The 24,170-nt window shown below is 53.8% G+C and carries 23 protein-coding genes and 1 riboswitch; of the genes, 15 read left to right on the top strand and 8 right to left on the bottom strand.

The genetic code is table 11. From position 1 onward, the window contains the following. Positions 1-269 precede the first annotated feature (269 nt). The 3 genes from PRIO_RS02525 (at position 270) to PRIO_RS02535 (ending at position 2,951) form a co-directional block, all read left to right on the top strand. Complete coding sequence (locus PRIO_RS02525) at positions 270-863, top strand: RNA polymerase sigma factor (RefSeq protein ID WP_407944479.1); 594 nt, start codon at positions 270-272, stop codon at positions 861-863. Next, positions 824-1,999 carry a hypothetical protein gene (locus PRIO_RS02530; protein ID WP_020426809.1) on the top strand — a complete coding sequence of 392 codons (1,176 nt, stop codon included), beginning with the start codon at positions 824-826 and terminating at the stop codon, positions 1,997-1,999. The genes PRIO_RS02525 and PRIO_RS02530 overlap by 40 nt, the downstream gene beginning before the upstream one ends. A 103-nt stretch (positions 2,000-2,102) precedes the next feature. After that, entirely contained in the window at positions 2,103-2,951 is an 849-nt protein-coding gene (locus tag PRIO_RS02535) for a hypothetical protein (protein ID WP_020426808.1), read from the top strand. A gap of 181 nt (positions 2,952-3,132) precedes the next feature. Here PRIO_RS02535 and PRIO_RS02540 read toward each other — a convergent pair whose 3' ends face one another. After that, the gene (locus PRIO_RS02540) at positions 3,133-4,086 is read right to left on the bottom strand and encodes a DMT family transporter (protein WP_020426807.1); all 954 of its coding nucleotides are present in this window, start codon (positions 4,084-4,086) and stop codon (positions 3,133-3,135) included. A gap of 203 nt (positions 4,087-4,289) precedes the next feature. Between PRIO_RS02540 and PRIO_RS02545 the strand changes: the two genes are divergently transcribed. From PRIO_RS02545 to PRIO_RS35880, 7 genes are all read left to right on the top strand, one after another. Beyond that, positions 4,290-5,633, top strand: a complete 1,344-nt coding sequence (locus PRIO_RS02545; RefSeq protein ID WP_020426806.1) for an aminotransferase-like domain-containing protein — start codon at positions 4,290-4,292, stop codon at positions 5,631-5,633. A gap of 79 nt (positions 5,634-5,712) precedes the next feature. Further along, positions 5,713-6,465 (top strand): oxygen-insensitive NADPH nitroreductase, encoded by a 753-nt coding sequence (gene nfsA / locus PRIO_RS02550; protein WP_020426805.1) that lies wholly within the window; start codon positions 5,713-5,715, stop codon positions 6,463-6,465. Positions 6,466-6,679: 214 nt separating this feature from the next. Continuing rightward, positions 6,680-7,591 carry an ABC transporter ATP-binding protein gene (locus PRIO_RS02555; RefSeq protein ID WP_020426804.1) on the top strand — a complete coding sequence of 304 codons (912 nt, stop codon included), beginning with the start codon at positions 6,680-6,682 and terminating at the stop codon, positions 7,589-7,591. Continuing rightward, entirely contained in the window at positions 7,591-8,328 is a 738-nt protein-coding gene (locus PRIO_RS02560) for an ABC transporter permease (protein WP_039786295.1), read from the top strand. The genes PRIO_RS02555 and PRIO_RS02560 overlap by 1 nt, the downstream gene beginning before the upstream one ends. Before the next feature lie 6 nt (positions 8,329-8,334). Then, positions 8,335-9,486 (top strand): sensor histidine kinase, encoded by a 1,152-nt coding sequence (locus tag PRIO_RS02565; protein ID WP_020426802.1) that lies wholly within the window; start codon positions 8,335-8,337, stop codon positions 9,484-9,486. Continuing rightward, entirely contained in the window at positions 9,483-10,085 is a 603-nt protein-coding gene (locus PRIO_RS02570) for a response regulator transcription factor (protein WP_020426801.1), read from the top strand. Before PRIO_RS02565 ends, PRIO_RS02570 begins: the two co-directional genes overlap by 4 nt. Before the next feature lie 4 nt (positions 10,086-10,089). Beyond that, entirely contained in the window at positions 10,090-10,374 is a 285-nt protein-coding gene (locus tag PRIO_RS35880) for a hypothetical protein (protein WP_046501050.1), read from the top strand. Between the two features lie 242 nt (positions 10,375-10,616). Here PRIO_RS35880 and PRIO_RS02580 read toward each other — a convergent pair whose 3' ends face one another. The 6 genes from PRIO_RS02580 to PRIO_RS02600 form a co-directional block, all read right to left on the bottom strand. Then, positions 10,617-11,810: an IS256 family transposase gene (locus tag PRIO_RS02580; RefSeq protein ID WP_020426247.1), complete on the bottom strand. Its 1,194-nt coding sequence runs from the start codon at positions 11,808-11,810 to the stop codon at positions 10,617-10,619. 278 nt (positions 11,811-12,088) lie between these two features. After that, positions 12,089-12,919: an ABC transporter ATP-binding protein gene (locus PRIO_RS02585; protein ID WP_046506328.1), complete on the bottom strand. Its 831-nt coding sequence runs from the start codon at positions 12,917-12,919 to the stop codon at positions 12,089-12,091. Then, entirely contained in the window at positions 12,889-13,062 is a 174-nt protein-coding gene (locus tag PRIO_RS35885; protein WP_231869807.1) for a hypothetical protein, read from the bottom strand. Before PRIO_RS35885 ends, PRIO_RS02585 begins: the two co-directional genes overlap by 31 nt. Before the next feature lie 118 nt (positions 13,063-13,180). Further along, positions 13,181-13,942, bottom strand: coding sequence for an ABC transporter permease (locus PRIO_RS02590; protein ID WP_039787017.1), 762 nt, complete (start codon positions 13,940-13,942; stop codon positions 13,181-13,183). Then, entirely contained in the window at positions 13,939-14,232 is a 294-nt protein-coding gene (locus tag PRIO_RS02595) for a thiamine-binding protein (protein WP_020427434.1), read from the bottom strand. Before PRIO_RS02595 ends, PRIO_RS02590 begins: the two co-directional genes overlap by 4 nt. Positions 14,233-14,288: 56 nt before the next feature. Then, positions 14,289-15,359: an ABC transporter substrate-binding protein gene (locus tag PRIO_RS02600; RefSeq protein ID WP_020427433.1), complete on the bottom strand. Its 1,071-nt coding sequence runs from the start codon at positions 15,357-15,359 to the stop codon at positions 14,289-14,291. 122 nt (positions 15,360-15,481) lie between these two features. After that, a riboswitch (TPP riboswitch) is annotated at positions 15,482-15,593 on the bottom strand. A gap of 184 nt (positions 15,594-15,777) precedes the next feature. Here PRIO_RS02600 and PRIO_RS02605 point away from each other — a divergent pair. Beyond that, the gene (locus PRIO_RS02605; RefSeq protein WP_020427432.1) at positions 15,778-16,842 is read left to right on the top strand and encodes a cobalamin B12-binding domain-containing protein; all 1,065 of its coding nucleotides are present in this window, start codon (positions 15,778-15,780) and stop codon (positions 16,840-16,842) included. Between the two features lie 34 nt (positions 16,843-16,876). Further along, entirely contained in the window at positions 16,877-18,562 is a 1,686-nt protein-coding gene (locus PRIO_RS02610) for an ATP-binding protein (RefSeq protein ID WP_046506332.1), read from the top strand. 698 nt (positions 18,563-19,260) lie between these two features. On the opposite strand, the gene PRIO_RS02615 is transcribed toward PRIO_RS02610, so the two are convergent. Further along, complete coding sequence (locus tag PRIO_RS02615) at positions 19,261-20,724, bottom strand: hypothetical protein (RefSeq protein WP_039786053.1); 1,464 nt, start codon at positions 20,722-20,724, stop codon at positions 19,261-19,263. A 262-nt stretch (positions 20,725-20,986) separates the two neighbouring features. Here PRIO_RS02615 and PRIO_RS02620 point away from each other — a divergent pair, with 262 nt between their 5' ends. From PRIO_RS02620 to PRIO_RS02630, 3 genes are all read left to right on the top strand, one after another. Further along, entirely contained in the window at positions 20,987-21,427 is a 441-nt protein-coding gene (locus tag PRIO_RS02620) for a pyridoxamine 5'-phosphate oxidase family protein (protein ID WP_020426610.1), read from the top strand. A 588-nt stretch (positions 21,428-22,015) separates the two neighbouring features. Further along, positions 22,016-22,690 carry a response regulator transcription factor gene (locus tag PRIO_RS02625; RefSeq protein WP_020426609.1) on the top strand — a complete coding sequence of 225 codons (675 nt, stop codon included), beginning with the start codon at positions 22,016-22,018 and terminating at the stop codon, positions 22,688-22,690. Further along, positions 22,687-24,117: a sensor histidine kinase gene (locus tag PRIO_RS02630; protein WP_020426608.1), complete on the top strand. Its 1,431-nt coding sequence runs from the start codon at positions 22,687-22,689 to the stop codon at positions 24,115-24,117. The genes PRIO_RS02625 and PRIO_RS02630 overlap by 4 nt, the downstream gene beginning before the upstream one ends. The last annotated feature ends 53 nt before the right edge of the window (positions 24,118-24,170 follow it).

A 24,170-nucleotide genomic window follows, 5' to 3' on the forward strand; every position in this document is an offset into this window, starting at 1 on the left:
TGCATGTTATACAACAATGCGGATTTCGTAACCTTCAGGACCCTTATTTACCCGCCAGGGTGATTTTGTTCAAATATAATTTATATGCTTCGCGCTCTAAATTACTTCTATTTCTCGCTGAAACGGGTGCCATCCTTGTAAGGACAGCGCAGCCGTTTTGTTCTGAATGTTCCATGCATTCCAGGATATATGAGGGTTAGGCTCGGTCTATGTCCCGATTTCAGGAGCGTAGGTGTTATATCTGGCGAAGGGGTGGAAGGAGGGAATCCGTGAATTCCATAGAGAGCATTGAAACGAAAATCGCAAGGATACAAGCGGGCGAGGTCTACATATTTGCGGATATTATCGATACTTATCAGAACCGGATTTATAAGTATTGCCTGCGGTTGTTAAGCAACCGGGAAGAAGCCGAGGATGCGGTGCAGGATATCATGCTTAAGGTGTTCGAAAAGGTCAGGTATTATCAGCCCAAGGGAAGCTTCACCTCCTGGCTGTACAAAGTTGCCTACAACCACTGCTTGAATCTGCTACGCAGGCGCAAGCTGCAGCGGCAGGTCAGCCGCCTGTTTGGCCGGGAGGCTGCGGCAGAGAGCGCCGAACTTGCAGCAGAGGACACCATGTTCAGTGAACCGCTCGCCTCGGCACTTGAAATGCTAACGGTGGAAGAGCGGAATTTGCTGATTCTGCGTATTTTTGAGGATAAATCCTTTGAGGAAATCGGTGAGATTCTGGGCAAGAACATGGAAGCGGTCAAGAAACGGTACGGGCGGATCAGGCACAAGCTGAAAGCATTCATGGAGTTATCAGAAAAGGAGGAAGGAGAATGCACAAAAGCCAGCACACTGCAGAAGAACAAAATCTGAGAAGCTACGATGCATCAGGTGATGCCAAAGCTATTGATGTCCGGCAACGGGTGATGAACATCATCACAGAGAAATACGGAAACGTAAAGGCTGATGCAGTTCCCCCGGGCGCCGGGGAATCCTCCGAGGTGATGCAACGTATAGAAGAATCTCCTGCCCGCGCCGTCCGCAAAAGGCTGATATTCCACAGCAGAACACTGGCGGTGTCCGTTTCCCTGCTGGCAGTTCTTTTCTTGGGATCCACATATTACTGGTATGCTGATATTCACAATCAGACGGCAGATATTCCTTACACCGTGAAGGATTATGAAGAGATTGAAGACCCGGTTACCCAATTTCGCATTCAGCTGAAGGAGACGCCGGTGCAGCCGGGGGTAGTTCAGCCGGAAGAGGATGTGAAAACCCGGAAATATCAGGAGGCAAAAAAATGGGTGGAACAGCAGCTGTTACCGGGAGAAACGGGGGTTTTTCTGGTCGGTAAGGATTTATCCGCTAATCCTTCAACCGGAAGTGCCGTAAATCCGCTGCATTATGACAGTTACTCTGATTTCAGAGTCAAGAGTACGGAGCAGGAAGACCCGGTACTTCCCGAGCCGGAATATGTACCTAAAGGCTATGCATTCAGCGGAGGAGAGATTATTCCTGAAACGGATATTGCCCTGCTGCTGGCCAATCCGTCCAAAACTACTTCCGGAGACAAGTCTGAAAGCGGAGTCGAGGCGTATCTCCGGCTAAAAGAAGAAATGTCAGTAATGAAGGCTATAGACTTGGGAGAGGGCTACAAGCTGGTATGGAAGAGATTCCATGCGGCCGGGGCGAGCTCGGTCAAGGTGTCATACACCACCACAGAAGGCCAGAGCATCAATATCCAGGCCACGGATCTTCTTCGGCTGGGTACGGCCCAATTCAACACATATGGCATGGAGAAATACGAGAATGTTGTGGTAGCAGGGAAAGAAATGATTTATATGAAGCCGTTGGCGGAGGGCGGTCATAAATATACACAACGATTAGTCTGGTTAGATTCGGTCCAGGGTCAGGGTGCTTATTATTCCCTGTCCGACAGCAAGGACAGCCCTCTGTCCCGGCAGGAGTTGATCAATGTAGCAGCCAGCATGCTGCATAGCAAAAAATAATGACACATGATGTCCCGATAACGAGAGATGAATTGTTGTATATGTATGTAACTCATTATCCTATTTTAGAACGGGCCTCACGCCCTGAAGGAGAGAATATGCGATGAGATTTCAAAAGTCAGCTATTGCTTTGGCCAGCCTGGCGTTGCTGCTCGGTTCCGCTTACGGTTCTGCCAGTGCGGCATCCGGGAGTAAGTCCTCAACGAAATCCGCGGCTGCGGCCAGCTCACAGCAGACCACGAAGAAGATCCAGGCCCAGGTTGACGCGATCCGACTTCAGACCAAGAAGCCCGGGGAAATTTATTATGTGTACGTGAACGATAAAAAGTATAATCCTGGCGGAGTTTCGTATCAGGCGTTCTCGTACGGCCTGCCTTTTAAAAATTACCAGGAATATGTACAGAAGGCGCAAGTCCTCAAGACCCCTTTCCTGCAACTGGAGCAAGCGCCCGAAGACTTTCAATTCAAGTCCGCGTATCTGAGCGCTTTTAAACCGAAACCTGATTCTATTGAAGGGCAGAAGCTGAGCGAGCAGATTGTAGCGGAAGGAAAAGCATCCGGCAAAACGGTATTTGTCAAAAAAATGACCGACAAGCGCTGGAGTGTGACCTTGACTTACCATGGCAGCGAGGGTTCCCGGCAAGCCGGGGCATTTCTGTCCATCACTGCCGAGCCTGCCGGGACACTGGACTCCAGTATAGAATACGTCCCATCCCTGGCCGAGCCGGAGAAGCTGTCGGTGGAGGGGCAGGACCTGACTTACAAGGCCGGAGATGCGCTTAAGTATAAGACAGCCAACTCTCCGGGGGTTAACAACAGCCAGGATGCGCAGTATCTGGAATGGACAGATTCCCGAACCAAGATAAGCTATACTATTTATGTCTCCAAAGGGAAGATTACAAAGGAAGCACTGGTATCACTCGCAGAGCAGATCATCACCGGGCAATCGTAACCCGCAATTATCAATAAAGAGTTGGTCCGCAGCCGGGAAGGGTGCGGGACAACTCTTTTTTTGGATACCAACGATTGAAACTCTTGAGCTGTAAAAACAGGCATACTTCTGTCCGCCAGTTTCAGGACTCAGGCTTTTCTGCTCTGCATGAGCGTATATACTCCATGATGTAAGCAGCTTCTCACCTGCTGACAGGCACCGTCCGGTCACCGCCGGGTCTGGCTTCTGTCTTTTTCCGGCCCAGCCGGTTCGTGCCGATTACCCCTGCTATAATCAGGAATGATCCGATCCAGTGATACACTGTGATCTCTTCCCCGAGGAAGAGCGCTCCGGCTGCAATGGAGACGATGGTCGAGAGATTGCTGAACACACTCATGAGGGAAGCTTCGATTTTGGACAAAATATAGGTTGAGGTCAGGGTGGTGACAAGGGATGCTATGACCCCCAGGTATACAGCAGACAGGATAAAGGTGCCGCTCTTGAGCGGGCTTAGAAAACCGCCGAGCGTTCCGCTGGCCGCATGTCCGGTGAGCGAAAGAATCAGGAATGTGGCGAAGCCAATCCCCATCAGCAGGTAGCTGAGCTCAGCGGGGCTGAAGTGCCTGGAGAGCGAACGGGCCAGCACGCTGTACCCGGCAAAAGCCAGACAAGTCAGGAATAACAGCACAATCCCGGTCATATTGGACAGCTGAATGCTGCTCCCTTTCATCACAAAGATAAACACAACGCCAAATACTGACAGGAAAATACATAGCTTTTGCAGCAGGGTCGTTGTCTCCTTCAAGAATACAGAGGCGATGATCATCGTCACGACCGGAGTAAACGAATAAAGAATCCCTCCCTCGGCAGAGGTGGCGTGCTGGAGTCCGAAGACCTGAAGGGTGAAGAATCCGAGCGGGTACATTGCTGCCAGCAGCAGCGCCCGGCCAATGGGTTTGCCGCGGTAGGAGACTTTGACCCAGCCGAAGGCGACAGGGACCGACATTACCACAAACGAGGCGGCGAAGCGGTAGGTTAGTGTATCGAGCGGCCCGGCATGGCCGAGCGCCACTTTGGTGAACAAAAATGAGAATCCGATAATAACCGCATTGAGCACGGCAAAGATATAAGCCAGCTTGAGTCCTTGTTGCTGCATAGGTGCATCTCCCTTTTGTGTGAACATGACAGGATCGTATAAACGTCTTATCTGTTATTTAAAATTAAAGGGAAATCCGCAGCCCAACAATACCAGTTTTCCGTTACTGTACCGGTACAGTTTGCTGATTCCTGTATAATGGTTGAACAAGAACAATGCTAATATGAAGCAAATCCTGTGAGGAAGGCGAGGGGAGGCGTGCCGTGAAAAAGTATCTTGAGGTCCTATCCGATATGGAGAAGCGGATCAAGGGAGGACAGTACAGCCCGGGGCAAAAGCTGCCTTCCGTGCGCAGTGCCGCAGAATTCTACAGCTGCAGTGTCAGCACCGTTTTGCGGGCTTATGGAGAGCTGGAGAGAACACACGCGATTTATTCGGTTCCACAGAGCGGCTATTACATGGTGGAACAGTCAGAAGAGCCGGGCCCTGGCGGGGGCAGCGGAATAGTTGATTTTGCCTCGGCTTCGCCGGATTTGAATGTATTTCCGTATTTGGACTTCCAGCATTGCCTTAACAAAGCGATTGACCGGTACAAGTACCACCTGTTCACCTATGGGGATGCGCTGGGACTGGATACGCTGCGGCATACACTGGTGTCGCATCTGGCGGAGTATCAGGTTTTTGCCAAGGTGGAGCGGATCATTATCACTTCGGGTATCCAGCAGGCACTGGAGATTTTGGCGAGAATGCCGTTTCCGAACGGCCGGACGGAGATCCTGGTTGAACAGCCGGGTTATGATATTTATCTCCGGTATCTGGAGGCGGAGGGACTGCCCGTGAGCGGGATCGCCCGTTCGGCAGCCGGCATTGACCTGCGGGAGCTGGAGGCGCAATTCGCAAGCGGCAGATTTAAATTTTTCTATACCATGCCCAGATATCATAACCCGCTTGGAACGTCTTACAGCACAGAGGAGCGGAAAGCCATTGCCAGACTAGCCGGCAAATACGATGTGTACATCGTGGAGGATGATTACATGGCCGATCTGGGTGCCGAGCAGCGTTTTGATCCTATATTTGCGTATGAACAGACCTCACATACCGTTTATCTGAAAAGCTTCTCCAAAATCATTTTTCCGGGCCTCCGGCTGGGTGCGGCTGTGGTGCCGGAACCGCTGCTGGAGGCCTTCCGGGCCTATAAAGGATATACGGACACCTCGTTGTTATCCCAGGCAGCGCTTGAGGTGTACATTAAGAACGGCATGTACGGGCACCATAGGCACAAAATAAAAGCTATGTATGCAGAAAGAATCCAAGCGGTATATGAGGCGCTTGCGCGGCACAATACGGAAGGCCTGATTGAGGTGTCTGCGGCCAGCTCGGGCGTTTACCTGCAATTCAAGCTGCCGGTAGCCGTGAATTTGGAACGTCTGGTCAAGCGGCTGGCGGAGCGGAAAATCAGCGTCGTGTCCGGCAACGGATTCTATCTATCCGGTTACCGGAACCGGGAAAAGTTCTTGCGCATCAGCATTTCCCGTGCCCGGCTGGATCAGATTGATGAAGGTGTCAGGACCATTGCCCAGGAGGCGGCACGGGGGAGCGGGTGGTAGAGCGTGCTGTCCCTGTTGTCTGAACACTCATTTATGTTCATAATATGCCTATAACTGACAAAAGAGAGGCGAAACTATTGTGAAACCGAATAACGAAACCCTTGAACTGTTGAACCGTCACACCTCCGTCCGCCAGTTTCAGGACAAGCCCGTGAGTGATGAGCAGCTGGCAGCTATTATCGGGGCAGGCCAGATGGCTTCCACTTCAAGTAATGTCCAGGCCTACACGGTTATTGCCGTAACGGAGCCGGATCTGAAAGCGCAGCTGTCCAAGCTGTCCGGCAATCAGGCCTATATTGAACAGTGCCCGGTGTTCCTGGTCTGGTGTGCCGATCTGTACCGGCTGCGGGAGATCAGCGGCCCGCACCTGCAGGGGGCAGCTTCCTATGTGGGGTCCACAGAAAATCTGATCGTGGCCACCGTCGATGTGGCGCTTGCCGCGCAGAATGCGGCGGTTGCGGCGGAATCGCTGGGCCTTGGCATCGTGTATATTGGCGGGGTGCGCAATAATATCGCAGAGCTGTCGGAGCTGCTGGGCCTGCCCGAGCTGGTCTATCCGGTCTTCGGCATGTGCCTGGGTTATCCCGCGGGAGTGAACGGCATCCGTCCGCGCCTTCCGCTTCAGGCTGTGCTGCATCATAACGGCTATCAGGCGGATGCCTCGGTAGAGCAGGTTAAGGTCTATGATGAGGTCACACGGGATTACATGCGGGAGCGGACCGGAGGGCAGAAGGATACGCCTTGGTCCGAGATGATGGCGGGGCGTCTTGCCCAGCCTTCGCGCCTGCAGATGAAGGAGTTTCTGCTGCAAAAAGGGTTTATGCAGAAATAAGGCCGGATGGTGTAAGCCTTTCTGTCAGCGCTGGGCGCCGGCAGGAAGGCTTTTTTTGATGCGCTTCTAAGGGAATCGCGGTTGCAAAAGTCCGGAAATAAAATTCAGGTGACAGTTGTCACCCGAAAAAAATGACAGTCCATACTGATGTCATCTTCCGTTCTTTAATACCATGGAAGTACAGCAAAAACATACGGTGACGGAGGAATCAGACATGAGCCATGTGATTGAAATGAACAGGGTCAGCAAGATTTTTAATGATAAAAAGGCGGTCGACGGCATCAGCTTCACCATCGGCAAAGGCTCCATTACAGCAGTACTCGGGCCAAACGGCGCAGGCAAGACAACCATGCTGTCGATGCTGCTGGGGCTGCTTGCGCCCACGGAAGGCACAGTGAAGGTATTCGGACTTTCTCCAAAGGATGTGAAGGTACGGGAGCGCAGCGGGGCCATGCTGCAGGAGGTGAGCGTCATGGACCGGCTGAAGGTCCGCGAGATCATTGCTCTGATCCGCAGTTATTATCCGCAGCCGATGGATATGGAGTTTCTGGTCAGGGCGACAGGGCTCGCTCCGGCTGATCTGAACCGCTACGCCGAGAAGCTCTCGGGCGGCCAGAAGCGCAGCCTGGCCTTTGCGCTGGCGCTGGCGGGAAATCCGCAGCTGCTGTTCCTGGACGAACCGACGGTCGGCCTGGATACCACGGCCCGGCGGCACTTCTGGGACACGGTGCGGGAGCTGGCTGCGGGGGGAACAACTATATTGTTCACCACCCATTACCTGCAGGAGGCTGAGGAGATTGCCGACCGGATTCTGTTGTTCAGCCAGGGGACGCTTGTAGCGGATGGCAGCCCGGAAGAGATTAAAGCGAGAATGGTCAAGCAGTCGCTGTCCTTCCTGCCGGCCGGAGATGCGGCAACGCTGCGCGGGCAGCTGCTTAAGCTGGCGCCCGTTATAGACTGCTATGACAAGGACGGCCGTATCCATGTGGCAACAGAAAATACGGACGAGGCGCTCCGGGCGATTTTTACAGGCGGACTTGCCGTGAAGAATGTGCGCATCCACCAGGGAAGCTTGGATGAAGCGTTCGAACAATTGACCCGCAACCACGAGGAGGATATGAAATGATGAGACTTATTGCCATGCAGTGCAAAGCAGAAATGCTGCGGATATTCCGCAATCCCTATTATGTATTCTGGTCTTTATTGATGCCGATCCTGTTCTATTTCATCTTCACCAGAGTAGTGAATACAGGGACGGATGATGTATCAAAGTGGCAGGCGCACTACCTGATGTCCATGGCCGCCTTCAGTGTAATGGGGTCCGCTATAATGACGCTGGGCATCCGGCTGGTCCAGGAGCGGACACAGGGCTGGAACACATTTATCCGCATTACCCCGCTGCCGTCTTCCGTCTATTTTGCCGGTAAAATGTTTGGCCAGACCATTATGCACCTATTTTCGGTGCTCTGCATTTTTGTGGCGGGATATCTGATTAACGGTGTAGCGCTGACCCCTGGACAATGGGTGCTGAGCGGATTATGGATTCTGGCGGGCTCTCTGCCTTTTCTCGCGCTTGGCACACTGGTGGGCTTCATGAAACGGGCCGATACGGCGAGCGGTGTCAGCAACGTGCTCTATATGGGGCTGGCGGTTGCCGGAGGCATGTGGATGCCGCTTGAGATTCTGCCAAAGGTGATGCAGCGAATCGGCCATTGGCTGCCTTCCTATAATTACGGGGAGGGGGCTTGGGAAATTGTTGGCGGGGGTTATCCGCAATGGAGCAATATCCTGATTTTACTCGGATACTTGGCTGTCTTTATGTTACTATCGGTCTATATCCGAAAAAAACAGGAAGCGGTGTAATCTACTATGGCGCGCAGGCAGTTCCGGTTGTTTCCGCAAAGATTCGGCTTTTTCCCTTATATGTGGCTCATATACTTATTGTTCCCGGTCATCAATCTGCAAGAGGAGCATGGAATCAAGCTGGTGTTTGGTGCGGCAATGCTGGCCCTGTTCGCTGTGACCTATCGGCAGCTGTATTGGGCCACCGGCAGAGCTTTTACGCTGTGGTTGGCTGTGCAGATGCTGATTATTGTAATTCTAAGTGCAGCCTATACGCCTTATGACCTGTTTATGGGCTTCTTTACCGCGAATTTCATCGGCTGGTACACAGGAGAGAAGCATTATAAAATGGCTTATGCTGTTTTTGCGGCCATGGTGCTTGTCCTGCTGATTACGGCTACCTGGGGAATGGCTCTGGAAGATCTGCTGTTCCTGTACCCGTTCATGATTATTATGCTGGTCTCCCCGTTTGGCATACGCTCACTGCACCGTAAGAGAATGCTGGAAAAAGAGCTTGACCAGGCCAATGAGGTCATCAAGGAGCTGGTTAAACGCGAGGAGCGGATGCGGATTGCCCGGGACCTGCATGATACGCTGGGGCACACGTTGTCGCTGATCACCCTCAAGAGCCAGCTGGTGGAAAAGCTTGCCGCCAAGGATGCCGGACGCACGCAGGCCGAGGCCAGGGAGATCCAGCGGATTTCACGCGCGGCGCTGCGCCAGGTCCGTGAGCTGGTGTCGGAGATGCGGGCCGTGTCCGTAGCTGAAGAGCTGGCGGAAGTAGGGGAGATGCTGCGTACAGCAGACATAGCCATGGAGGTCGAGGGGGATGCTGCACTGGAGGGTGTATCAGACCTCACACAGAATATTTTAAGTCTCTGCATCAAGGAAGCGGTGACCAATATTGTGAAGCATAGTGGAGCGGACCGGTGCCGCATTGCCCTTGCGGTGACAGAGGGAGAAGTGCAGATTTCCATTGAGGACAACGGGGTTGGACTGCACCCGCAGGAGCAGGAAGGCCATGGTCGGAGCAAAGGCAACGGGATGAAAGGGATGGCTGAGCGGCTGTCATTGATTGACGGCTCTTTGAAGCTGAGTTCAGGTGAAAAGGGGGGGACGGTCTTGGCTGTAGCCATCCCGAGAGTAGTCAAGGAAAGAAAGGATGGGGTGACCGCATGATACGCATCGTGATTGCTGAAGATCAGCGCCTGCTGCGCGGGGCCATGGCTTCGCTGCTGGATCTGGAGGATGATATTGAAGTGGCAGGAGAAGCCGGAGACGGGGCGGAGGCGCTGGCTGTCATTGAACGGCTTCAGCCGGATGTATGCCTGATGGACATCGAAATGCCTTATAAAAGCGGGCTGGAGGTAGCGGAAACCTTGAAGGCTAAAGGCTCCGCCACCAAAGTCATTATATTGACCACCTTTGCCCGTCCGGGCTATTTGGAGCGCGGTGTGAAGGCCGGGATTCAAGGGTATTTGCTCAAGGATGAGCCGGTAGACAAGCTGGCGGATGCGATCCGCCGGGTGATGGACGGACACCGGGAGGTGTCTCCCGAGCTTGTCTTCGGCAGCCTGCGGGAAGAAAACCCGTTGACTGACCGGGAGCGGGAGATCCTGAAGCTGGCCGGCGGCGGCCAGAGCGCCGGGGAGATCGCAGCTGTGCTGCACCTCTCCTATGGCACTGTCCGCAACTACATATCCGAGATTCTGAACAAACTGGAAGTGAAGAGCCGCATTGAAGCCGTGCGGCTGGCGGAGGAGAAGGGCTGGATCTAGAGGTGTGAAGAATGGAAAGCAGGAAAGTTGGGAGTCAGAAAGTCGGAAAGTGTGGAACCCGGAAGGTGGTAAAGTTGGGAGCCGAAAGTCGGGAAGTGTGGAACTTGGAAGGCAAGTAAAGCTGGGAGTTAGAAAATCGGGAAGTGTGGAACTTGGAAGGCAAGTAAAGCTGGGAGTTAGAAAATCGGGAAGTGTGGAACTTGGAAGCCAAGTAAAGCTGGGAGCCACAAAGTCGGGAAGTAGGAGAAAAGTGAATGCGGGAGAAGTTAGGTGGAATTTGTACACTTAAATAGCTGGAATTTGCGTGTTTTTAGGATTTAGTGGGATTTTCTCCACCTAATTCAGGCTATTGACCATCGAATGGGCTTCGGGAGCCAAATTAGTTATACTAATTCCCACTAATGATCAAATATGCTGGTAGTGTCAAGAAGTTTGTGTAAGAGTAGAGTATCTCTTTGGATTGTATCTTTTTAGGGTGTAGGGGGGTTGTGGGTGCGGGGGTACCCCCGCACCCACAACCCTGCAAACGCTCTACTCTGCGGCCTGTGGTTCGGCCATCGAATAGCGTTCGTCAAATAACTTGCTGAGTTCCTTTTTCACCGTATCCATCCCAAACCCAGGCACCACTCGGTCCGCAAACCGTTCATTGTAGGCCGTTGCTTCCAAATATACGATTTTCTCAGCTGCATCCATGTTCGTGAGACTGTTCATGGGCTTGAGTCGCTTCCGAATTTCCTTGTTCATTCGCTCGATCGGGTTCGACGTGTAGATCGCTTTGTGGATTTCCACAGGGTACTTGTAGAATGTCAGCAGCGTGGACAACTGTTCTTCCCATGAGGCTATTTCCTTCGGGTACAGCTTGCTCCACTTGGCTTTCACGGTATCGAATGCGGCCCGGGCTACCTCCTCATCCGGCGCGGTGTATACCGTCTTCAGGGCTTCAATGACGTCAGTCTTGTGTTCGACCCGGATTTTGGGAAACGTGGCCCGTACCTTGTGCACCACGCAATGCTGCACATCCGCTTTGGGGTACATTTCTTTAAAGGCGGCATCCAGGCCCGGGAGTCCGTCAAATACACCCAGAAGCACTTCCTGCGCTCCGCGGTTGTACAGATCTTTGAGGACCTCCCGCCAGCCGTTTGAACTCTCTTGACCACCGACGTAGAACCCAAGGATTTGACGATGTCCCTCTTCGTCGATGCCCATCGCAAAATAGATGACTTCCCCACTGACGGTCCCGCGTCTGAGCTTCACGTACAGCCCGTCCAGGTAAATCACAGCGTAGCGTTTGGCGAGCGGACGGGACTGCCAGTTCTGAATATCCTCCAGCACCGTAGCCGTAATGTTGCTCACGGTCGCTGCGGAATAATGACTGCCGAACATACTTTCAATGAAACGGGCCACGTCCCGTGTACCCATGCCGCTTTTGTACATCTGGATGACCGCCTCTTCCAGCCAGCCGTCTCTGCGTTGGTAGGGCTCGAACACTTGGGTCTGGTAGTACCCTTTACGGTCTCTAGGCACCTCCAGATCCTCCAAATGACCGTATTTGGTATGCAGATCCCGCTTGTAATATCCATTGCGGCTGTTACGTACACCCACTTGCTCATTCTCCATGAAGTACTGAATCTCAGCCCTCATGATGGATTCCAGGTGGTCTTTGACAAACGTAGTGACAAGATTTTCAAATAGATTATTCAGCATATTTTCGGGTACAATAGTCATCGAGTAGGGTTCCTTTCTTGGTGGTTTCGCAATCCCGAGAATACCCTACTTTTTTGTTGCCTGCTAGGCTCCAAATCTTGGTACACAACTTACTTTACGCCATCAATATGCTTGTTATGCGCAGATTTAAGTATACTTTTTCCCACTAAATGCTGACAAAGTATAGAAGAACAGGCCCGGCTGCCCTGATATAAAGGGCAGCCGGGCCTGTTTATTGCGGCTGTGCCTGGACAGCCCAATTTCAAGCTGCGGGAGCTGCCGTCTGCAATGGCGCAGGCTTACTTGGCAGTCTTGGCAGTCTTAGCAGTCTTAGCAGTCTTAGCAGTCTTGGCAGCCTTGGCCTGCTCCTCGCGCATCCATTGGGATAACTGGCGCTTCAGCTGCAGGAATTCGGGGGATTCCGTAATTTCCTCGCGGCGCGGACGCGGGAAGGGAACCTCGACGGTATGCAGGACGGAGCCGGGACGTCCGGAAAAGACGTAGATGCGGCTGGAGAGGAGCAGCGCCTCCTCGATATTGTGGGTAATGAACAGCACGGAGCGGCGGTTCTCCTCCCACAGCTCCAGCAGCCAGCGCTGCATTTCGCTGCGCGTCAGCGCATCCAGCGCGCTGAACGGCTCGTCCAGCAGCATCAGCTCCTGCGGCGCCAGCAGCGCCCGCAGAAAAGCGGCCCGCTGCTGCATGCCGCCAGACAGCATATGCGGGTAGGCGCGTTCGAATCCGCCAAGGCCGACCTTGTCCAGCCAGTGGCGGGCGGCGGCCCGCGCTTCAGCCCGCGGCTCGCCCTTCAGCTCACCCGCGAGCAGGACGTTGTCTTCGATGGTCCGCCACGGGAACAGCGCGGGCTGCTGGGGCATATAGCTGATTTCACCGCGCTGTCCGGTGACGGTCTTGCCGTTCATGCTAACAGTTCCGGCATCAGGCTGCTCCAGGCCGCCGATAATGTGGAACAGGGTGCTTTTGCCGCAGCCGGAGGGGCCGACGATGGAGACGAATTCCTGTGGCTCCACCTTGAGCGAGACCTGGTCCAGCACCAGGGTCTCACGGCGGCGGTGGAAGAAAGCTTTGGTTACGCCGTTTACTTCCAGCGCGGGCGGCGCTTCGGCCATGCGGGCCGCTCCAGCCTGCTTTGCCTCAGTCCGGCCGCTACCGGGTCCGGCCTTCCGAGCAGCACCAGCTTGCTCCCCCTCAACCTGACCCCCGCCAGCACCGGCCAATTGCCCGGATGAGATCCGTTCCTGACCACCAGCACCTGAGCCTGTTGCTCCTTCGCGCCTGGTATCCGTAATACGAGTCATGATTATCCACTCCTTTCCAGAGAGCCTAAATCGTTCAATCTTTAGCGTCTGTAACGTAATGTACAGTCGGTATCAAGAGGCCTTGCGCGGCTTCCAGCGGACCAGCCACTTCTCCAGCAGTGCGATCAGGGCAAACAGCACCAGACTAAGAAGCACAATAATTACAATGGCGACGAACATACGGTCTGTGCGGTAGGAGGCTTTTTGCAGCAGCATGTAGTAGCCGATGCCCTTATCCGCGCCGATCCACTCCGCGACCACCGCGCCCATGACCGCGTAGGTTGCGGAGATTTTCAGGCCCGAGAACAGGGAGGGCAGGGAGCCGGGCAGCTCCAGCTTGGTGAAGATCTGCCATTGGTTGGCCCCGGCCATTTTCATATAATTCATCATGATCCGGTCGCTTTGAGCCAGCCCGCCCATGGCGGCGACGGCAACCGGGAAGAAGCAGACAAGTGTGATGAGGACGATTTTGGGCAGCAGCCCGAACCCGAACCAGATGATCAGCAGCGGTCCGAGGGCAATCGATGGCACATTCTGGCTGAGAATCAGCAGCGGGTACAGCGCTCTTTTCAGCCAGGGCACTAAATGCAGCACCAGAGCCACAATCAGGCCCACCCCTGTGCCGACAGGAAAGCCGATCAGGGTCAGCCGCAGCGTAGCAGCCGTATGCGCCCAAATGCCCGAGGCGTTGCCCTGGGATTCACGGGCGATATCTCCGGGGCTTGGCAGCATCCAGAAAGGCACATGGAACACGGAAACCGCCAATTGCCAGGCCCCCAGAAAAAAGATGACCGCCACAAGGGGCGGCCAGATTTGGTTCCAGTACGATCTCACGGCCGGTATTTTTCCGTCAGCTTGTCCATGCTGATTCCGCTCGGGTTATGGGCGATCTTGATCTGTGAGATGACGCTGGGGCTGCCGGATGCGATCAGTGCCTCATGCATGTGGCGCACCACTTCGAGCAGTTCGCTCAGTTCACCTTCCATCGTGGTTTCGAGCGGGTTGACCTGGTGTTTGACACCGGATTGCTGGATCACCTCAATAGCCTTGTCTACATAAGGAATGGAATCCTCGTTGTTCGGAGTTTTAGGGATGACTTGAATGCTGAGCAGGGTATTGGCCATGTCAATCAGATCCTTTCAGGTTTGGTATTGTAGTTTGTAGGATGTGCACAGTACAATTACTGGCCTTGCGGCAAATAATCATTGGTGAATGCCGAAGCGGCATCCAGCGGTTTGTCCAGCAGCTTCAGGCCGTACATCCAGTCGGCGTAATTCTTCCAGACCTCTGCTTTTTGCTCTCCCCAGCGGGCGGCATCGTCTTTATATTTCGGGCTCAGCCATTTCTGGCTGGCAAGGACCAGCTTGGGATCGAGATCCGGCACAGCCTTGGAGAGGATAGCGGCAGCTTCTTCCGGCTTGTCGATTGCATACTGATAGCCTTTGGTTGTAGCCGCAAGGAATGCCTTCACCAGTTCCGGATGCTCGGCAATTTCCTTTTCGCTGGTGGTCAGAACCGGTGTATAGTAATCCAGCTGCGGCGCGTAATCCTTCAAATACAGCATGTCAACCGGCTCACCGCGCAGTTCGGCTTCGATGCCGGTCCAGGCGTAGAAAATCCACGCAAAATCGATGTCGCGTTTCACGGCAGTGAAGAAATCGGCTTCTCCGATATTGACCAGCTTCACCTTTTTGACATCGCCGCCTTCAGGGTCCATGATTGCTTTCATCGCCGCTTCTTCTGCGGGAGAGCCCCAGCCGCCGTAGGTTTTGCCTTCAAAGTCTTTGGGCGTCTTGATATTGCGGTCCTTCGGAGCGGCAAACCCCGAGGTATTATGCTGGATGATTGCAGCGATCGAGACGATCGGCACATCCTGCAGCCGGGCCAGTGTCAGCGCCTCCTGGGCACTGATGCCAAAAGCGGCTTCGCCTGAGGTGACCATCGTGTCGGCACCGGCGGCACCGGGCTGCACAATTTCTACATCGAGGCCTTCCTCCGCATAATATCCCAGCTCCTTGGCTGCATAGAGGCCGGTATGGTTGGTGTTCGGCGTCCAGTCCAGAGCGACCTTAATCTTGGTCAGCTCTTTTGGAGCGTCCGTCGCTGAGGCGGTAGCCTCGGGCGCGGCGGTGCTGTCTCCGGATGGAGCAGCACTATTCCCCCCGGAATTTGCATTATTGCTGCCGCAGCCGGCCATTACGATGACCAGCATGCAGCTGATGCAGAGCATTAGTGTTTTTTTGACTCCCATTTCTTCTCTCCTTCCAGCTCTCCCCAGTCTTCCAAATTCTGATGATGTCCATACCAAAAAAAGCGCCCCGGAGATCGGGACGCCTGCAGTTGCGTTAGGTGACCGCTTAGGCCAATTGGGCTGAATAGCGGGTGATGGATTCCTACGCTGGCATTATCCAGATCAGGTATAAGGGTCAGTATCTTCGCGGGATACACTCTCAGCCGGCCAATTCCAGCCCCCCTGGTACTATGAAGTTATGGGTAAAATTGCTGTGTTCTTACGGTGTATTATAGCTGTCGCCTGCGGGGTTGTCCAGTAGCCGCCTGCCAAAATAGCGGCAATCTGCCAAGAACGTCCAGGCCCGCCGGGGTAACCTGGCCTTATGTTATAATACGGACAGGCTCTACAATTCCGTTTCAGAAAAAGGAGTGACCCTATGTTCGCTGACCAGCAAAATGCCGGGGAACGGCTGAAGGCGCTAGCGGAGCAGTTGGCGGAAGAAGTCACTTTACGTCAGTATGAGCGGCAGCCCGAGCTGCGGCAAAGATTCGGCCCTTCGGGAGTAGCAAGAACCAAACAGGATTCTCTATATCATTTCCGGTATCTGGCCCAAAGTGTGGCGCTGGATAGCCCGCTTTTGTTTATAAATTATATTATATGGTTGAAGGTGCTGCTCGCCCAGTATAAGATTACGGCCGAAGATCTGCAGATTAATTTGGATCTGATGAAGGAGGCTATAAGCTCCCAGGTGGAAACGCCGGAAAAAGAGCTGATTTTAAGCTATCTTGACATGGGGCTTCACCATACGCGCGGAGAGGAGAGCCTGCCTACCTTTCTTCAGCCGGAAAAGCCCTATTATCGCGAGGCAGAGGAGTACCTGAAGCTGCTTCTGGCCGGTGAGCGCCGTAAGGCTTCGGAGTTCGTGCTGGGGCTGCATGAGGGCGGTGTGCCTATCCGTGATCTCTATCTGCATCTTTTCCAGAACAGCCAGTATGAGATTGGCCGTCTATGGCAGCTTGGCCGCATTACTGTAGCCCAGGAGCATTACTGTACAGCCTGTACCCAAAGCATCATCTCCCAGCTCTACCCGCGTTGGATTCAGGCCGCACAGACAGGCGGCAAAACGCTGGTAGCGGTCGGTGTGGGCGAGGAGCTGCATGAAATCGGGCTGCGTATGCTCGCTGATTTCTTCGAAATGGAGGGCTGGAACACCTGCTATCTGGGCTCCAATATGCCTGCTGAGGGACTGATCCGCTATTTAAAAGAGCAGCCTGCAGATCTCCTGGCCGTCTCGGTTACCATGGCTTATCATGTGTCGGAGGTCCAGCGTCTGATTGCCTCGATCCGTACGCATGCCGGGCTGGACCGCATTAAAATTCTAGTCGGCGGAATGCCGTTTAATATTGACAGAACATTATGGGAAAAGGTTGGAGCCGACGGCTATGCCCCGGACGCCAAAGGGGCGCTGGAAGTGGCATCACAGCTGATTTCCCAAAACTAGCACCCAGAGAACTTACAAAAGGCGGGATATGGAAATGGCCGACCACGAGCAGGAAGTCCGGAAACTGAGGGAAACAATTGAGCAGCTCTCGCATCAATTGATCCTGGGGCAGCAGAGGGAAGAACAGACCCTCGCAGAATTCTCCGCGATGAATAATGAATTAATTACGATGCACCGGCTGCTTGCGAAGAAGAGCGCAGGCCTTAAAGAGATGAAGGAGGAAGCGGAGCGGGCCAACCGCGCGAAAAGCCTGTTTCTGGCTACAATCAGCCATGAAATCCGCACGCCGATGAACGGCATTCTGGGAATGACCGAACTTCTGGAGGCCGAGGGGGCAACGGACGGGCAGCGGGCTCATCTGGAAGTCATCCGGGAATCCGCGCAATACCTGCTGCAGATGATCAACAACCTGCTGGATATCTCGAAGATTGAAGCCAGCAGAATGGAGCTGGAGAAGACACCGCTCAACCTGCGTGACCTGCTTGAGCACGTGGTCCGGCTGCTCTCTACGGCTGCCGCGAAGCGCGGGAATGTTCTGAAGTGGCAGGTTGCGGACAGTATAGACCATACCCTAAGCGGGGATTCGTCGAAAATTCTTCAGGTCCTCATCAATTTGGTGGGAAATGGACTGAAGTTCACACAGAACGGCGAAGTGGAAGTGACTGTGAGCCTGGTACAAGAGGATGCGGCCCGGCAGCACCTCTGCTTCGCGGTTAGGGATGAGGGCATCGGCATTTCACTGAAGGATCAGGCTGCGCTGTTCCGGCCCTATTCACAGATCAGCAGCGAATCGGCGATGGCAGTGGAGGGCACGGGGCTTGGTTTGTCTATCTGCAAGTCCCTGGTGGAGCTGATGGGCGGAACGATTACAGTGGACAGCGCCCCCGGCCGGGGTTCCACCTTCCGGTTTGAGGTTGCCCTGGATAAAACGCTAAGCCTGAAGGAATCATCTCCCGGGGGCGAAGCGGTATTGCCGGAACCCTGCTTCAGCGGGCAGCCGGTGCTGGTTGCAGAAGATAACGGACTGAACAGTACCCTCTTGCTGCTGCAGTTGAAGAAGCTGGGCATTACAGATGTGCAGCTGGTCAGCAGCGGCAAGGAGGTTATCGAAGCCTGGCAGCAGGGCGAGTACGGGCTTATTCTGATGGACAGCAGGCTTCCCGGCATGAATGGAGGGGAAGCGGTCCGTAGAATCCGGGAGCTGGAGTCGTCCGGGACAAGGCCGAGAGTTCCCATCATCGGGGTGACCGGGGATGGGTCGGAGGAGGGCCGGGCACAGTTTTTCCAGGCGGGTCTGGACGATTGGGCGGTTAAGCCGTTGAACCTGGAGCGGCTGAGGCAGCTTCTGGACAGATGGTTCAGCCCCGGGCCTTATATCCCGGTGCTTGATGCGGATACGATTTCCGGAATCCGGGAAATGGACGGGGAAGAGGCGCCGCAGCTGCTTCAGGCGCTGGTGGAGATGTTCAAGGATGACACGCCGCTCCGGCTGGCGGCCCTGGAGGCAGCATTTGCTGCCAGGGATCTTCCTGAGATGGGGGCCGTGGCCCACGGCCTGAAATCGGGCAGCCTGAGCATTGGAGCGAAATACTTCGCCCATTTATGCGCGGCGGTTGAGCGCCATGCCAGAGAGGGTGAATATGAACCGGCTGCACTGGTGCTGCCGAAGCTTGCCCCTGCGTATGCCGAAGCGTGCCGGGAGCTGGAGAGCCTGCTGTAGTTTGCGGGCTCTTTTTTTTGAAGAATTTATATGTTTTGGGGGAAGCGACTTCCCCCCCTTATTTCATTGTATAGGAAATTATACAGTGCAAAAAAAAGCATGGATGTCTTGGAAGCCACACAGGATATAAGCGATGCAGTAGGATTGGGTTCCATCCGCAGACCGATGCGGACTGAGGACCCCTTATTTTGCCAAAAATCTAACTTTATCTACAGTTACGGACTCAGGAGCCGTTATAACGTTCGAATGAGCCTGGAATAAAGGGGAAAGGGAAAAATAAAGGCATCTCAGTCCGTCCTGCGGAATAGCCGAATCTTCTATCCATAACGGCTCTCCTGTCCGTAACGGCTGCGGATCGATCGCGAAGGCATAGGGCGATCCGTCTTTACCGGCTTCCTCGCAGGTGCTAGTTGGAAAAAGGGAACTTATTTTTCCGGAAATTAAGAAATCCTGAGATTGAAGTGGAAAAGTAAATCTAATTGGGCTACTTTTCTGGTCCAATGGCGAAATGGGCTGAATTAGTGACCCTTTTCCACTTCATCTGCCCGAGGGTAGGGTACTTCGGCAAATTAGTGTCCCTTTGTCCACTTAAAGAGTTGCCGTAGGATTCATGGGGAGTCGTTCTCTAGGTAACGCTAGAACCAAGACGGCTGCGCTGTCCCGTGGAGGACGGCGCAGCCGTTTCTGCTTGTAGACAGTCAGTCATGCCCCTGATATCTTTTTCTGCGGCGGCTGCGGATTCCGCTCCACAGCTGCTTCAGGCTCAGGCCGATACTGACGGCAATGCCCGTTAAGGCGACAAACAGCGCCAGATATTCAAAGGGAGAGTACTCCAGCATCTTGCGCCATTCAATCTTGCCCTTAAGGTCTTCGATCACCTGGTTCATGCCATAAATACCGCTGACTACCGTGAACACCGTCAGGATCATCAGCAGCGTATCCCGGCGTTTGGCCTGGAATTTCTCCTGATATTGGAACAGGTCATTCAGGGTCATTTTGACCTCTTCAAACAGGGCATCATTGCCGTAAACCTTGCGGAGCTGGAAAAAAATCTCCCTCCCCTGGGTCTGCGATATCAGCTCGAGAAAATAAAATTTGGCCGAGAACTTGTTGATCAGAAAAATCAGCTTCTCAATTTCGTCATAATCATGGTTGATGCGCAGGCGGGAATGCATGTTGGCCAGCTTCAGCAATACTATTTTGTGAAAAATACTCAGCAGCAGCCCGTAATAGTATTCCCCATACATCTGGTTCACAAGCTGGGTGGCAATTCCGGGTTCAGCCCGGCTCAGGCAGCAGAATGTCTGCTCATTCGTCATGTAGTAGGTATCCGGTCCCCAGCGGCTGTAGGAATGCTCACGGCAATAATCCTCAATATAATCGGGATCGCTGGCGCTGATGAGGGGCTTGCCTTCCGGAGTCAGACCGTCCAGCTGGGAAGCCCGGTAGCGCAGCGCCTCGCTGATCCCCTCCGCTTCCTCCCGCCGGTCAAAGCCGTAAAAGGCTTGAACCAGCATCCGTTCATCCACAAAAAACGGCAGGGTTTCGAAATACGCCCCATTGATTTCCGAAGGGTCCAGAAAAGGCTCCAGTCCGCGCGCCAGATGCCGGAACACAAAATCCTCTACTTGCTTAAAGGACCTGTCATGGCAATGAATGGTGGTCTGTTTGTCCTGGTAGGAGACATCCTCCAGCGTGCGGAAGCGGTCAGCGAATTCCAGGGCAATACTGAAGGGGAGAACCTCCTCCTCTATACGGATTCTGATGGTCAGGAAGCCCAGCTCGAAAGGACAGATGAACACATCTGTAGAGAGGACCTGAAAATGAACGGACTGCGCGGGCATATCCAGCCTGCAGGACAGATTGTTGACCCGGGAAAAACGGCGGAAGGAATCCCTGTCCTTCTCCCGAGGGAACAGCACATGGGCGGCAAACGGGAGGTAGCTGCGCTCCATTTTTTCATGGGATACGCAGTAGCCTTCGCCGTAATAAGCGTCCTCCAACTCTTTGTTGTTAAGAAAAAACCGGGTGAAGCCATCCTGCGTCAATTGCCGGATTAGATTCATGTCCTCACCCTCTTTGAGGGAGAAGGGGAAAATAAACTGCAGCAGCGCGGTATGTAGTGTTGGTTCGGCATCTGCCGGGTTAAGTTCAGGCATCATGGGTTCCACCCTTATACACAGGATAATTACACGGTCTATATTACCCTAATTTCCAGTCTGCCACGCTAAAGCAGGAACAGCAGGGCTGCAAAAGCGGCCAAGCCCCGGGGTCCCTTTCGGTTATGGATTTATGGCTGGACGCGGGATTCAATACCCTCAGTACGGGTACACTATTATAAGCAACGTGTTTATCATAAATCCAAACTGCGGGTGTGGATATATCAACTTATATTCACAAGATTAGAAAGGAGCTATGTCGTCAATGGATAACAGAGAGCTGGAGCAGACGATCATCAAGACGCTGGATGACAACAAGTTCGGGTCCTTCGGCACGATAGAAGCCGGCAACAAACCTAAGGTGCGTTATATGGCGGTATTTCATGACGGACTTCAGATTTATTTGGCTACCAACCGCAAAACACATAAGGTAGAGGAGCTGCGGAATAATCCGAATGCTTTTCTGCTGCTTGGATATGAACAGGGCGGCGGCAAGGATGTGCTTGAAATCGAAGCCACCGTTGCCGTGACTAAAAATGAAGGCCTCCGTTCCCAAGTATGGAACACAGAGCTGGAGAAATGGTTCAAGGGTCCCGATGACCCCGACTATGTGATCCTTGAGCTGCAGCCGACGCGAATTGAGTATATGGGCAAGGACCAGCAGCATGGGGTCTGGGAAGGTTCGGCCGCTGTTTCCGGCAAATAGGGAAAGAAAGTGAACGAACCCCTTATTTATGGTTAACACCCTCTTCGGGGTACCTTATAGCCATCTTTGGACCTCACGGTTCCGGGATGGCTTTTTTAGCGTTTAGGAAATTAGGTCATTGATATAGGCGGTGCAGGAGGACTAGGTGGTCAACAACGTATGTCCTAACCTCAGCTTCTGGGCCAGGGGTGTGCACGCTTTGAATTGTTATTCCCCGCCAGGGCGATTTTGTTCCTGGATCGGAACGGGAATGGGGCCCCCTTGTCCGGCTGATTTACTTATCGGGCCGTGGCTGGCTTACGGGAAATCATGGTATACTTGCGCTGCAGTAGCCGGGAATATTCATTCCCGGGTCCGCAACTGGTGTTCTGTGCCGTCCCGGGGATTTCTTGTTGAACTTGTTGAACAAGAAATTATTCGCAGGAAAGCCTGCATCGTAAGCATAAGCTGTTTGGAATCCTACCGCCAGGAGCGGTATAAATTATTAGGAGAAACATAAGATACCCGGCAGGCGAAAACTGAAGGCTCCCAAAGGATGTCGGAGCCATTTTTTGCTTTTTCCAGAATCACGGAAAGGATTTGACTTATATGAGTGTTACCTTGCTGTATGTTGAAGATGACCGGGAGATCGGAAGCGCCGTTTCCGCCGATCTGCGGGAGCGGGAATATGCTGTCCGCTGGCTGGAGAGCGGGGAGGGTGCTGTAGAGGCTGCGGCAGGCTGCCAGCTGGTCATTCTGGATGTCATGCTGCCCGGGCTGGATGGTTTCACTGTCGGCCAGCGGCTGAAGCGGGCGTATCCGAACCTGCCGATCCTGATGCTGTCCGCGCGGACATCCATCGATGACAAGCTTCAGGGCTTGGAGTTCGCCGATGATTATCTGACTAAGCCTTTTCACCCGGATGAGCTGGCGGCGCGGATCGAAGTACTGTTAAGACGGACGGGCGCTGTCCTGTCCATCCCGTTGAAGCTGAAGCATCTGATGGTGTACGAAGGGGACAACCGGATTATAGAGGCAGCCAGCGGCAAAGAAATTTTGCTTACCGGCAAGCAGTTTCAGATCTTCTCCTATCTGCTGCGCCATCTCGGCCAGATACTGACGAAGGAGCAGATCTATGAGGCGGTCTGGGGAGAAAGCTACATAGAAGGCGACAAGACGCTGATGGTACATATCCGGTATCTGCGTGAGAAGCTAGAGCTTGATCCGGCTGCTCCGGAGATTATTGAGACAGTCCGGGGAATCGGCTACCGGGTGAGAGCATGAGACAACCGGGTTCTTTACGCAAGCTGCACGCTTCACTCCTCTCACGTTACCTGCTGATTATTATTACGGCGCTGCTGTTCATTCCCGCTGTGCTGGTGATCATTCCACTGACTCTGAATACGGTGCAGGAAGGTGTGCCGAAGGAATATGAGAAGTATCAAGACATTTCGGAACTGGAAAAAATCTGGCATAAGGAAGCGGAAGGTCTGCTTGGCAGCTCCCCTGAGAGAATCAATAACCGGCTAAGGGCGTTAAGCTCCGCCTACAGCCTGGCTGCGATGTTTTGGGTGGATGGAGAGGGGCGAACCCGGCTGTCGCTGGAGTCTGCTGATCCGCAGCTTTGGCAGCAGAATGAACGGCGCCCTATCCCCCCGGTGTGGACCGCTGCACAGGCGATTTCCTTCATGAAAAAAAGCATGGCGTATAATCCAAAGCCAATGAATATTGTCGCTTTTGTGGGGGACCGTGCTGAAGCCGGAGAAGGTTTTATGGTCATGCAAATTCCCGACGCCCTCATAGAGCGGCATTATTTCGACGGTATGAGTTTAAGATTTACGCTGGTGATGTTTGTGCTTTTTACAGGCTTCATGGTTGTTTCCCTGCTGTTCTTTATCCAGATCCGCAAAAGACTGCTGCGGCTGGAGACGGCCATGGCCTTCACCGGAAAAGACGGTGTGCCGCAATTGATTGATCCGGGCAAGCCCGATGAGATTGGCCGTCTGGAGACGGCCTTTAATACCATGGTAACCGAGCTTGCCGCCAGCCGGGCGCGTGAAGCGGAGGAAGAGGGGCTGCGGAAGCGTCTTGTCTCCGATCTGTCGCATGATCTGCGGACCCCCCTCACTGTGATCCGCAGCCACCTGCATATTCTTGGCAAGGAGCAGCTGAGCGGGCGGGGGCAGGAATCCCTGAAACTGATGGATGAACGGATTGAAAACCTCGGTGTGCTGATCGAAAATCTGCTGTCCTACAATCTGCTCAGCAGCGGACGGATGACCCTGAAACCGGAGCGCAAGGACATCCTGCGTCTGCTCAGGGAAAGTGCTGCGGCGTGGTATCCGCTGTGGGAGAAGGAAGGGTTCCGGATTGAGATTGATCTGGAGGGGGAGCCGCTGTATTGGAACGTGGATGAAAGTTGGTTCCGCCGCATCCTGGATAATCTGTTCCAGAATATAGTCCGCCATGCGCGGAGCGGACTATACGTGGGAGTGGCCGTGGAGGACAGGGAGGGCGAACGCGTCATCGTCATCCGCGACCACGGCCAGGGCTTGGGCAGCGGCTCCGAGTCCAAAGGGGCAGGCCTGGGCTTATCGATTGTTGATCTGCTGCTGAAGCGGATGGAGCTGGGATGGAAGGTGGACAGCACCAAGCAAGGCACTACTATAGTTATCCTAAGTTTGCCGCATGGAAATTTAAACAAAATTTAAACTTGGCTGCGCCGTGCTTTTAACCTTGGAACGATATGCTGGTTACCGAGGTG

Source organism: Paenibacillus riograndensis SBR5 (assembly GCF_000981585.1).
In the GTDB taxonomy this organism is placed as follows: Bacteria; Bacillota; Bacilli; order Paenibacillales; family Paenibacillaceae; genus Paenibacillus_AQ; species Paenibacillus_AQ riograndensis.